The sequence below is a fragment of the Burkholderia sp. Ac-20392 genome (genome assembly GCF_017104585.1).
Taxonomy (GTDB): Bacteria; Pseudomonadota; Gammaproteobacteria; order Burkholderiales; family Burkholderiaceae; genus Burkholderia; species Burkholderia lata.
The window spans coordinates 1-11497 of record NZ_JAAGPB010000281.1 but is presented as its reverse complement, the minus strand read 5'-3'; the positions used below and the strand labels follow the sequence as shown (position 1 = coordinate 11497).

At 67.6% G+C, this 11497-nt stretch carries 12 protein-coding genes; 7 read left to right on the top strand and 5 right to left on the bottom strand.

Going from position 1 to position 11497, the window contains the following annotated elements; genetic code table 11:
* The first annotated feature begins 89 nt into the window (after window positions 1-89).
* From queC to G3N99_RS25655, 5 genes are all read left to right on the top strand, one after another.
* Window positions 90-824 carry a 7-cyano-7-deazaguanine synthase QueC gene (queC, locus tag G3N99_RS25675; RefSeq protein WP_011353565.1) on the top strand — a complete coding sequence of 245 codons (735 nt, stop codon included), beginning with the start codon at window positions 90-92 and terminating at the stop codon, window positions 822-824.
* 75 nt (window positions 825-899) lie between these two features.
* Window positions 900-1532, top strand: a complete 633-nt coding sequence (queE, locus tag G3N99_RS25670; protein WP_011353564.1) for a 7-carboxy-7-deazaguanine synthase — start codon at window positions 900-902, stop codon at window positions 1530-1532.
* Window positions 1533-1550: 18 nt separating this feature from the next.
* Window positions 1551-2003, top strand: a complete 453-nt coding sequence (gene queD / locus G3N99_RS25665) for a 6-carboxytetrahydropterin synthase QueD (RefSeq protein ID WP_011353563.1) — start codon at window positions 1551-1553, stop codon at window positions 2001-2003.
* Between the two features lie 308 nt (window positions 2004-2311).
* The gene (locus G3N99_RS25660) at window positions 2312-3097 is read left to right on the top strand and encodes an aldolase/citrate lyase family protein (protein WP_174942593.1); all 786 of its coding nucleotides are present in this window, start codon (window positions 2312-2314) and stop codon (window positions 3095-3097) included.
* Entirely contained in the window at window positions 3094-3870 is a 777-nt protein-coding gene (locus G3N99_RS25655) for a tetratricopeptide repeat protein (RefSeq protein WP_206123792.1), read from the top strand. Before G3N99_RS25660 ends, G3N99_RS25655 begins: the two co-directional genes overlap by 4 nt.
* Before the next feature lie 98 nt (window positions 3871-3968).
* Here G3N99_RS25655 and rodA read toward each other — a convergent pair whose 3' ends face one another.
* The 5 genes from rodA to G3N99_RS25630 all read right to left on the bottom strand — a co-directional run bounded on the left by rodA (window position 3969) and on the right by G3N99_RS25630 (window position 10254).
* Window positions 3969-5117 carry a rod shape-determining protein RodA gene (rodA, locus tag G3N99_RS25650; RefSeq protein WP_011353560.1) on the bottom strand — a complete coding sequence of 383 codons (1149 nt, stop codon included), beginning with the start codon at window positions 5115-5117 and terminating at the stop codon, window positions 3969-3971.
* An 11-nt stretch (window positions 5118-5128) separates the two neighbouring features.
* A complete protein-coding gene (mrdA, locus tag G3N99_RS25645) occupies window positions 5129-7414 on the bottom strand; it encodes a penicillin-binding protein 2 (RefSeq protein ID WP_174937413.1) in 2286 nt (761 codons plus the stop codon).
* A gap of 114 nt (window positions 7415-7528) precedes the next feature.
* A complete protein-coding gene (gene mreD / locus G3N99_RS25640; protein ID WP_009687274.1) occupies window positions 7529-8041 on the bottom strand; it encodes a rod shape-determining protein MreD in 513 nt (170 codons plus the stop codon).
* Window positions 8038-9084: a rod shape-determining protein MreC gene (gene mreC, locus G3N99_RS25635; protein ID WP_206123791.1), complete on the bottom strand. Its 1047-nt coding sequence runs from the start codon at window positions 9082-9084 to the stop codon at window positions 8038-8040. The genes mreD and mreC overlap by 4 nt, the downstream gene beginning before the upstream one ends.
* Window positions 9085-9210: 126 nt before the next feature.
* The gene (locus tag G3N99_RS25630; protein ID WP_004189550.1) at window positions 9211-10254 is read right to left on the bottom strand and encodes a rod shape-determining protein; all 1044 of its coding nucleotides are present in this window, start codon (window positions 10252-10254) and stop codon (window positions 9211-9213) included.
* Window positions 10255-10621: 367 nt separating this feature from the next.
* Between G3N99_RS25630 and gatC the strand changes: the two genes are divergently transcribed.
* On the top strand, window positions 10622-10921 hold the full coding sequence (gene gatC, locus G3N99_RS25625; RefSeq protein ID WP_039353798.1) for an Asp-tRNA(Asn)/Glu-tRNA(Gln) amidotransferase subunit GatC: 300 nt from the start codon (window positions 10622-10624) through the stop codon (window positions 10919-10921).
* A gap of 69 nt (window positions 10922-10990) precedes the next feature.
* Window positions 10991-11497: amidase (locus tag G3N99_RS25620; protein ID WP_241011851.1), on the top strand; the 507-nt coding region annotated here is incomplete at its 3' end.

Below are 11497 nucleotides of genomic sequence, written 5' to 3'. Positions count from 1 at the left end.
GGCCCAGGCCGGCACGCGTCGGGCCGCCCGGCGGCAGCCGGCCCCGGGGCGCAGCGCGACGCGAGCCTACACATTCACGGAGTATCACGGTGATTCGGACAGACGCTAAAGACGGCGCGCTCGTGTTGTTTTCCGGCGGGCAGGACTCGGCCACGTGCGTGGCATGGGCCCTCGAACGCTATCAGACGGTCGAGACGCTCGGCTTCGATTACGGCCAGCGCCACCGCGTCGAGCTCGAATGTCGCGAAGGTGTGCGCGAAGCGCTGAAGCGTGACTTTCCCGCCTGGTCGGACCGGCTCGGCGACGATCACATGATCGACCTGTCGGTGCTCGGCGCGATCAGCGATACCGCGATGACGCGCACGATCGAGATCGAGACGGCGGCGAACGGCCTGCCGAACACGTTCGTGCCGGGCCGCAACCTGATGTTCATGACGATCGCCGCGGCGATCGCCTATCGCCGCGGGCTGCGCGTGCTGGTCGGCGGGATGTGCGAGACGGATTTCTCGGGCTATCCCGACTGCCGCGACGACACGATGAAGGCGCTGCAGGTCGCGCTGAACCTCGGGATGGACACGCGTGTCGTGCTCGAGACGCCGCTGATGTGGCTCGACAAGGCGCAAACCTGGCAGCTCGCCGAACAGCTCGGCGGCGAAGCGCTCGTCGAACTGATCCGCGTCGAGACGCACACGTGCTACGTGGGCGAGCGCGCGGAACTGCACGACTGGGGCTTCGGCTGCGGCGAATGCCCGGCCTGCAAGCTGCGCAAGCGCGGCTACGAGGCCTACCTGAAGGGCGAGCGGGTGACCGAAGCGCCGCTGTGATGCAGCAGCAACGGCAGCGCCTGGTGATTAACGGATTCTGATCGACAACGAGCGGCGCGAGCCGGACGAAGGACGATGACTTACGCGGTCAAGGAAATTTTCTACACGTTGCAGGGCGAGGGCGCGAACGCGGGCCGGCCGGCCGTGTTCTGCCGGTTCGCCGGCTGCAACCTGTGGTCGGGCCGCGAAGAGGATCGTGCGGAGGCCGTGTGCCGCTTCTGCGATACCGACTTCGTCGGCACCGACGGCGAGAACGGCGGCAAGTTCAAGGACGCCGAAGCGCTCGTCGCGACGATCGCCGGCTTGTGGCCGGAGGGCGAGGCGCACCGCTTCGTCGTCTGCACGGGCGGCGAGCCGATGCTGCAGCTCGACCAGCCGCTCGTCGATGCGCTGCACGCGGCCGGCTTCGAGATCGCGATCGAGACCAACGGCTCGCTGCCGGTGCTCGAATCGATCGACTGGATCTGCGTGAGCCCGAAGGCCGACGCGCCGCTCGTCGTCACGAAGGGCAACGAGCTGAAGGTCGTGATTCCGCAGGACAACCAGCGGCTGGCCGACTACGCGAAGCTCGACTTCGAGTATTACCTCGTCCAGCCGATGGACGGCCCGTCGCGTGACCTCAATACGAAGCTCGCGATCGACTGGTGCAAGCGTCATCCGCAGTGGCGACTGTCGATGCAGACCCACAAATATCTGAACATTCCCTGAGCCCCGGCTTTTGACATCGTGCTGATTACCCGAAAACTCGAATTCGACGCGGGCCACCGCATTCCCGATCACCGCAGCCAGTGCCGGAACCTGCATGGCCATCGCTACGTGCTCGAAGTCACGCTGCGCGGCGATCTCGTCGATACCGAGGGGGCGCCCGACCGCGGCATGGTGATGGATTTCGCCGACGTGAAGGCGCTCGCGATGGAGCACCTGGTCGGCAAGTGGGACCACGCGTTCCTGGTCTATGCGCGCGACGACGTCGTGCGCTCGTTCCTCGAGCAGATGGCCGACCACAAGACGGTCGTGATCGATCGGATTCCGACCGTCGAGAACCTCGCGGCGATCGCGTTCGACATCCTCGCGAACGTGTACGACGCGCACTACGGCGTGAACCTGCGGCTCGAGCGCGTGCGCCTGTACGAAACGCCGAACTGCTGGGCCGACGTCGAGCGCCAGCCCGGCCGCTGATCCCGCCTTCCCGGCAGCCCCGCCAGCCGGCGCGGGCTGCCTGACGCCGCACCGCGCGGCCTCGTCCCGCCTCGCTCCCCGTCCGTTCCCACATTCCGCTTGACGCCGCGCTATGATCGTTGCGTGGCGCCGAAAAACGCCGCCGTGCGCGATCGTGCGGCCGGCGCTGTCAGATCGGCTGCCCACGGCCGACTAACGTTCCAGGGCCCGGTCCTGGGGCCGCCGTGCTTCGCTGCCCGGCGTGTCGCGCTCCGCTTTGCCCGTTGCTTGTCCCGTTCGATTGCCGTTCCGTCCAGGAGGCCGTATCGATGAGCACGCTTACCAATTCCCTCAAACAACGCCTGCGCGACGGCGACGAGCCGCTGTACGGCCTGTGGCTGTCGCTCGGCAGCGACTCGGCCGCGGAAGCGCTCGCGCATGCCGGCTACGACTGGCTCTGCATCGACATGGAGCACGCGCCGAACGACAGCCGCGATGTTGCATCGCAGTTGCGCGCGATCGCCGCCGCCCATCTGCCGAGCGAGCCCGTCGTACGCGTGCCGGCACGCGAGCCGTGGCTCGTGAAGCGCGCGCTCGATGCGGGCGCACGCACGTTGATGTTTCCCAATATCGAGACACCGGACGATGCCGCGCATGCGGTGCGGCTCACGCGCTATCCGTCGCCCGATTCGCCGGACGGGCTGCGCGGCGTCGCGGGCATGGTGCGTGCGGCGGCGTTCGGCATGCGCCGCGATTACGTGCAGACGGCGAATGCGCAGGTCGCCGTGATCGTGCAGATCGAATCGGCGCGCGGCGTCGACGAAGTCGAGCGGATTGCGGCGCTACCCGGCGTCGACTGCCTGTTCGTCGGTCCGGCCGACCTCGCGGCGAGCCTCGGGCACCTTGGCGACATCCGTCACCCGGACGTCGAAATCGCGATGGCGCGCGTGCTCGCGGCCGGCAGGCAAGCCGGTGTCGCAGTCGGCATCTTCGCGGGCGATACGGCGGCCGCACGCCAGTATCGCGAGGCCGGCTACCGGATGATCACGCTGTCGGCCGACGTCAGCTGGCTGTTGCGCGCCACGCGGCAGGCGCTGCAGGAGGTACGGTCATGAACGGTGGCGATGGCGCGTGCGGTGGGCGCGTGCAGCGTGTGATCGGGCGGCGCGGGCAGGTCGGCGCGATGCTCGGCCTGTGGGTCGTGTGGATCGCGGCCGCCGCGCAGGGCGCACCGCAAGCGAAGCCCGATCCGTCGCACGAGACGCAATCGGCGGTCGCCGACTACAACGCCGGCGACTATCGTGCGGCGCTGGTGCAGTTCCACGACGCGGCCGAGCGCGGCGACCGTCTCGCGCAATTCAACTACGCGATGATGCTGCTGACGGGCGAAGGCGTGACTGCGAACGTCGACGAAGGGCTGCGCTGGCTGAAGCGCGCGGCCGACGCGAACATGTCGCATGCGCAGTACGTGTACGGCCGGATGTTCGACGACGGCGAGTTCGTCGCGCGCGATCCGGCCGAAGCGCATCGCTGGTTCCTGCGGGCGGCGAAGCAGGGGCACGTGCAGGCCGAGTTGTCGCTCGCGAACCAGTTCCTCGACGGGCGCGGCACGCCGCGCGACAACAAGCAGGCGTTCACGTGGTACAAGCAGGCGGCCGACGCGGGCGAGCCGACCGCGCAGTACGTGACCGCATCGTTCTACGAGCGCGGCGGCGACGGCGTCGCGCAGAACCTCAACATCGCGCGGGCGTATTACGCGGCGGCGGCCGCGCAGGGTGACGAGACGGCCGGGCTGAAATTCAAGGAGCTGAGTGCGCGGCTGAAGGCGCAGGGGCCGGCATCGGGTGCCGGCGCGGAGCCGGGCGGGGCGCACGCACCGCCGCCTTGAGCAGGGGCGGTGCTGCGAAGTGCGGCGCTTTCGCGTTGCGCGGTCGAAAAAAACGGCGCCGAGGCGCCGTTTTTCCTGGTGCGGTGCGTGCCGCGCGGTCAGCTCTTCATCAACCGCCGCTGCCGCCCGACGCTCATGATCATCCCGATCGCGATGCCGAGCGTCGTGAGCGCGGTGCCGCCATAACTCATGAACGGCAGCGGCACGCCGACGACCGGCAGCACGCCGCTCACCATCCCGATGTTGACGAACGCATAGACGAAGAACGCGAGCGTGAGCGAGCCCGCGAGCAGGCGGCCGAACAGCGTCGCGCCCTGCGCGGCGATATAGAGCCCGCGCGCGATCAGCGCCATGTACAGCGTCAGCAGCACGAGCCCGCCGGCGAGCCCCCATTCCTCGGAGAACACCGCGAAGATGAAGTCGGTGTGCTTCTCCGGAATGAATTCGAGGTGTGCCTGCGTGCCTTTCAGATAGCCTTTGCCGAGCACGCCGCCCGAGCCGATCGCGATCACGGCCTGGATCGTGTGGAAGCCCTTGCCGAGCGGGTCGGAAGTCGGGTCGAGCAGCGTACACACGCGGTGCTTCTGGTAATCGTGCATCAGCGGCCACTGCACTTCGGGCTGGCAGATGCGTTCTTCGAACACGGCGATCGAGCCGACCGCGATCACGCCCGCGACGAGCACCGGCACGATCAGCTTGAACGACAGGCCGGCGAGGTAGATCACGAAGAAGCCGGCCGCGAACACGAGCAGGCCCGTGCCGAGGTCGGGCTGCTTCGCGATCAATCCGACCGGTACCAGCAGGATCCCGAACGCGGCGATGAAGTCGTACCAGCGCAGCCCGCCTTCGCGGCGCTGGTAGTACCACGCGAGCATCAGCGGTGTCGCGATCTTGAGGATTTCCGACGGCTGGATCACGACGCCGACGTTCAGCCAGCGCTTCGCGCCCTTCTTGGTCATCCCGAACAGCGCGACCGCGACCAATAGCGCGACCCCGAACGTGTAGAGCGGGACTGCGAAGCGCATCAGCGTCGTGGGCGGGATGTTGGCGATCACCCACATCAGCACGAACGTCAGCAGGATGTTGCGCAACTGGTCCTCGACGCGACCCGGCATGTCGATCGCCGCGCTGTACAGCGTGACGATGCCGACACACAGCAGCAGGAACACGATGAGGGCGAGCGGGCGGTCGAAGCCCGCGAACATCTGCTTGATCTTGTCGAGCCAGGCGCGCTTGTCGAATTGCATGCCTTTCTCCGTTAATGAGCGGTGCCGGCGTCCGCCGCTTTCGCGGGGGCCGTGGCACGGTGATTGTCGTCGCGCGGCGTGGCGACGAGCGGCTGCGCGTCGCTGGCGGGCCTGCGCGGCCGGTGCGGGCGCCGGATCGGCGGCAGGCTCGCGGCCCGCGGCGCAGCGGCACTGGCGTTGGCCGGCGTGGCAGCGCTCGCGCTGGCAGCAGCCGACGCTTCGGATGCCGCTGCGGCCGATGCCGCTTCCGCTGCGCTGGCCGCGGTCGGCACGACCGGCTGCGGCAGCGCGGTGAAGCCGGCCGCGACGCCAGCAGGCTTGTTCGCATCGCCGATCACCGGCGCGTTGACGGGTTCGGTCGCCGACGCCGCGGCAGCCACGGCCGCGGCCTCGTTCTGCGGGTTCTGGCGGTCGATGAGGTAGAAGTCGAGCACGCGGCGCGCGATCGGGCCGGCGGCCTGCGCACCCCAGCCGCCGTTCTCGACGACCAGCGCGACGGCGATCTGCGGATGGTCGACCGGCGCGTACGCGATGAACAGCGCGTGGTCGCGCAGGTGCTCGGCGAGCAGGTGGCCCTTGTAGTTGGAGCCTTGCAGCGAGAACACCTGCGCGGTACCGGTCTTGCCGGCGGCGAGGTACGGCGCGCCGCGGAACACCTTGTACGCGGTGCCGGACGGGTTCTCGATCACGTTCTCCATCCCGCGCTTCACGACGTCGATGTCGGCCTGCTTGAGCGGGATCACTTCGCTTTCCTTCGGCACGGTCAGGTGGCGCCCGCGCGTGATCGGATCCTCGACTTCCTTCACGAGGTGAGGCTTCATCACGACGCCGTTGTTCGCGAGCGTCGCGGTCGCGTGCGCGAGCTGCAGGATCGTGAACGAGTTGTAGCCCTGGCCGATCCCGAGGCTGATCGTCTCGCCGTCGAACCACTTCTGCTGCGCGGCCTTCTTGAACGCCTTCTTCTTCCAGTCGGTCGACGGCAGGATCCCGCGCGCCTCGCCCTGGATGTCGATCCCGGTGATCTGGCCGAAGCCGAACGGCTTCATGAAGTTCGCGATCGAGTTCACGCCGAGATCGCGCGCGAGCATGTAGAAGTAGGTGTCGTTCGACACCATGATCGCCTTGTTCATGTCGACCCAGCCCTGGCCCGAGCGTACGTCGTTGCGGAACGTGTGGCCGCCGAACGTGAAGTAGCCCGGATCCTGGAAGCCCCAGCCCGGCGTGCGCTTGCCGAGCGTCAGGCCGGCGAGCGCCATGAACGGCTTGTACGTCGAGCCGGGCGGATAGGTGCCGTGCAGCGGGCGGTTCAGGAGCGGCTTGTCGGTCGAGTTGTTCAGCTCGTCCCAGGTTTGCTGGTCGATGCCGTCGACGAACGAGTTCGGGTCGAAGCTCGGCGACGACACGAACGCGAGCACGTCGCCCGTCTTCGGCTCGATCGCGACCAGCGCGCCGCGCTTGCCGGCGAACGCCTGCTCGGCGACCTGCTGCAGCCCGATGTCGAGCGACAGCACGAGGTTGTTGCCGGGCGTCGCCTGCGTGCGCGACAGCGTGCGCACCGGCCGGCCGCCGGCCGTCACCTCGACTTCCTCGAAGCCCGTCAGCCCGTGCAACTCGGTCTCGTAGCTCTGCTCGACACCAATTTTGCCGATGTAGTCGGTGCCCTTGTAGTTGTTCGCGTCGCGGCGCGGATCGTAGTTTTCCTGATCGCTGTCGTTGTCGTCGCTCATCGCGTCGATGCGATCCTGGTCGCGCTTCGAGATCCGGCCGATGTAGCCGATCACGTGCGCGGCCGTCGTGCCGAGCGGATATTGCCGGAACAGCCGTGCGCGCACGTCGACGCCGGGGAAGCGGAAGCGCTGCGCGGTGAAGCGCGCGACTTCCGCGTCGGTGAGCCGGGTGCGGATCGGCAGGCTCTCGAAGTTCTTCGAGTCTTCCTGCAGCTTCTTGAAGCGGCGGCGGTCACGCGCGTCGATCGGGATGATCTCGGACAGCTTGTCGATCGTGTTGTCGAGCGTGTCGTCGAGCTTCGACGGCGTGATCTCGAGCGTATAGGCCGAATAGTTCTTCGCGAGGATCACGCCGTTGCGGTCGGTGATGATCCCGCGGTTCGGCACGATCGGCGCGACGGAGATGCGGTTTTCCTCGGCCTGCAGCGCGTATTTGCCGTGCTGCATCAACTGCAGGTAGAAGAAGCGGCTCGCGAGCAGCCCGAAGCAGACGAACACGAACACGCCCGCCGCCGCGACGCGCAGGCGGAACTTCGAGAGCTGCTGTTGGGTGTCGTTGAATTCGGTCATGCGGTTAGGAGCGATCTGGCCCGCGCGCGCCGAGCGGGCGCGGGCGAGGTGCCGCCCCGAAGCGCGGCGCGCGGCGGGCGTGGAGGCGGCGGGTATTCAAGGCAGGCCCCGGGCTCAGATGGGGCGCGTATCGTCCGGATCGACCGGGCGGCGTTGCGGCATCAGCAGCAGGTGGCTCGCGATCGGCCACAGCGCGGCCTCGACGAAGCCGTCGACCAGGTAGCGCCAGCCCGGGAACGCGGCGCCCATCACGAGGCGGATCACGAACGGGACGAGCTGCGCGACGACCAGCAGCGGCGTGACGTACAGCACCTGCACGCCGATCGGCATCCACAGCACGCGGCGGTGGATCGTGATCGCGCCGTACGACAGCAGCGTATAGGCGAGCGCATGCTCGCCGAGCAGCCCCGCGTCATGCACGTCCATCAGGATGCCGAGCGCGAACGCGACGCCCATCCCGACCTTGCGCGGCTGGTGGATGTTCCAGAACAGCAGCACGAGCGCGACGAAGTCGGGCACGCCGGGCAGGCGGCCCCACGGCATCAGGTTCAGCAGGAACGCGGCGGCGAGGCTGAAGACGATGAAGTACGGATTGACCGGCTGCAGGATGTATTGCGGGCGATTCATCGCTGGGCTCCTGATTGCCCGGCCGCGGGCTTGGCCGGAGCGGCCGGTGCCGCCGGCGCGGGCTTCGCGCCAGGCTGGGCCGCGGCGGCCGGCTTCGCATTCGCGTCAGGCTTGTCGGCCTTCTCGCCCTTGGCGGCGGCTTTCGCGCCCTTCTTGCCCTTAGCGTTCTTGTCAGCGGCCGGATCGGGCTCGGCCGGGCGCGGCGGGATGTCGTTCTGGTAATGCAGCACGAGCATCTGGCGCGCACCGCGTACGGCCGCGATCGGCGCGCAGGTCACGCGCGCGAACGCCGTATCGGCGAGCTTGTCGACGCGCACGACCTTCGCGACCGGCAGGCCGGGCGGATAGACGCCGTCGAGGCCGCTCGTGACGAGTTCGTCGCCGACGACGAGATCCGCGCTCGTCGGCACGAAGCGCAGGTCGAGCGAATCGCCCTTCGGCGTGCCGTAGATCACGCTGCGCAGGCCGGTGCGCAGCACCTGCACGGGAATCGCGAGATCGCGGTCGGTGACCAGCGTGACTTCGGATTGGAGCGGGAACACGCGCGTGACCTGGCCGACCACGCCGTTCTCGCTGACGACGGGCGCGCCGTTCTGGATGCCCTGCTGCGACCCCTGGCCGATCACGATCTTCTGCGTGAACGGATCGCTCGTGTCGTACTGGATCTCGGCCGGCGTCGATTGCGTCGCGATGTGCTGGCGCAGCTCGAGCACCGCGCGCAGGTGCGCGTTCTCCTGCGTGAGCACGGCGGCCTGGTTGGCCTGCGTGGACAGCTGCAGGTTACGCTTGCGGAGGTCGTCGTTCTCGTGGCGCAGCGACGCGCCGGTGACGGCGATGTCGGCCGCGCCCATGAACAGGTCGCGCGGCACGAGCGCGGCACGCTGCAGCGGATAGAGTACGGTGCCGAGCACGCCGCGGACGATTTCGAGCGTGCTGAAGCGCGCGTCCGAGACGAGGAGCGCGATGGCGAGGGCAACGAAGAAGATGAGCCGCGCGAGCGCGGGCGGACCTTGCTTGAAGAGGGGCGGCGGACTGTATTCCATGGTCGGCGCCGGGCGCGAATGATCGGTTAAATGATGCTCAGACGCGCAAACGGCGCGGCGGTTCGTTCTAAACGAGCGAGCCGGCCACGCCGCGGTTGCGTCATGTCAGGAAGACTGCCTGGACGATCACTCGTACGAGAAGATGCTGCCCAGCTTGTCCATGCGCTCGAGCGCCATGCCCGAACCGCGCACGACGCAGGTGAGCGGATCTTCCGCGACGAGCACCGGCAGGCCGGTTTCTTCCGCCAGCAGGCGATCGAGATCGCGCAGCAGTGCGCCGCCGCCCGTCAGCATCATCCCGCGTTCGGCGATGTCGGCGCCGAGTTCCGGCGGCGTCTGTTCGAGCGCGATCTTCACCGACGACACGATCTGGTTCAGCGGATCGGTCAGCGCTTCGAGGATTTCGTTGCTGGAGATCGTGAAGCTGCGCGGAATGCCTTCCGACAGGTTGCGGCCCTTCACTTCCATTTCCTTGACTTCGGAGCCCGGGAACGCGGAGCCGATTTCCTTCTTGATCGCTTCGGCGGTCTGTTCGCCGATCAGCATCCCGTAGTTGCGGCGGATGTAGTTGACGATCGCCTCGTCGAACTTGTCGCCGCCAACGCGCACCGAACCCTTGTACACGATGCCGCCGAGCGAGATCACGCCGACTTCCGTCGTGCCGCCGCCGATGTCGACGACCATCGAGCCGGTGGCTTCCGACACCGGCAGGCCTGCGCCGATCGCAGCGGCCATCGGCTCTTCGATCAGGTAGACCTGCGATGCGCCGGCGCCGTGCGCGGCTTCCTTGATCGCGCGGCGCTCGACCTGGGTCGAGCCGCACGGCACGCAGATGATGATGCGCGGCGACGGCGAGAACATGCGCGACTCGTGGGCCGTCTTGATGAACTGCTTGATCATCTGCTCGGTGACGGTGAAGTCGGCGATCACGCCGTCCTTCATCGGGCGGATCGCCTCGATGTTGCCGGGCACCTTGCCGAGCATCTGCTTGGCTTCCTTACCGACTGCCTGGATGGTCTTCTTGCCGTTGGGGCCGCCTTCCTGGCGGATCGACACGACGGAAGGCTCATCGAGCACGATGCCCTTGCCGCGCATGTAGATCAGGGTGTTTGCGGTGCCGAGGTCGATCGCGAGATCGTTGGAGAAGTAGCTGCGCAAAAAACCGAACATTCAGAATCCTGTTTCGCTCTGGGCCGGCCCTGCATAGCGAGCGCTGAGGGCGGCAGCGGAAAAAATAACAGCCTCGGGAAGCGTGGCGGAAGCGGCCGCCGCGGCGCACGAAGCTGCGAGTGATGTCTACCGGGGATCGCACGATGCACGCACGGCTTGCCGAAGCGGGGCGAAACGGTGCGGGAAAAGGCTGCCGGGTTTGGGTCGAACGCGTAATGATACCTTATAATTTCACGGTATTTGAATCGAAACGGGCGGTATTTTTGCCGCTTCGGCCCCGATTTTTGAGGGTGGGATCGCACCCTCCAACCCCCCGCCGCAGTGCCGCTTTTGATGCGCTGCGCAGCCTTGTTTTTCCGGTGATCGCATGGCCCTGACCCTGACCGATGTGAAACGCATCGCGCACCTGGCGCGACTCGAAATGGCCGACGCCGACGCCGAGCACATGCTCGGCCAGCTCAATGAACTCTTCGGCCTCGTCGAGCAGATGCAGGCGGTCGATACCGCCGGCATCGCGCCGCTCGCCCACCCGATCGAACAGATCCAGGAAGTCGCGCAGCGCCTGCGCGACGACGCCGTGACGGAAGTCGTCAATCGCGACGACAACCAGCGTCCGGCGCCGGCCGTCCAGGACGGCCTCTATCTCGTGCCGAAGGTGATCGAGTAAGCGTTCGATGACAAGCGCGCTGCCGCCTTTGCGCCGCGCGCCACCCAGAATTCCCAGGAAAACCACTCAATGCACGCAAAAAGCCTGACCGAACTGCGCGCCGCGCTTGCCGCCAAGGAATGCTCGGCCGTCGAGCTCGCGCAGCTCTACCTGAAACGGATCGAAGCCGCGCGCGACCTGAACGCGTTCATTCACGTCGATGCCGATCTGACCCTCGCGCAGGCGAAAGCTGCCGATGCCGAGCTCGCGCGCGGCGCGGGCGGTGCGCTCACCGGCCTGCCGATCGCGCACAAGGATGTCTTCGTCACGCGCGGCTGGCACTCGACCGCCGGCTCGAAGATGCTCGCGAACTACGAGAGCCCGTTCGACGCGACCGTCGTCGCCCGCCTGCAGGCGGCCGGCATGGTCACGCTCGGCAAGACCAACATGGACGAGTTCGCGATGGGCTCGTCGAACGAGAATTCGGCGTTCGGCGCGGTGAAGAACCCGTGGGACACCAACGCGGTGCCGGGCGGCAGCTCGGGCGGCAGCTCGGCCGCCGTTGCCGCGCGCCTCGCGCCGGCCGCGACTGGCACT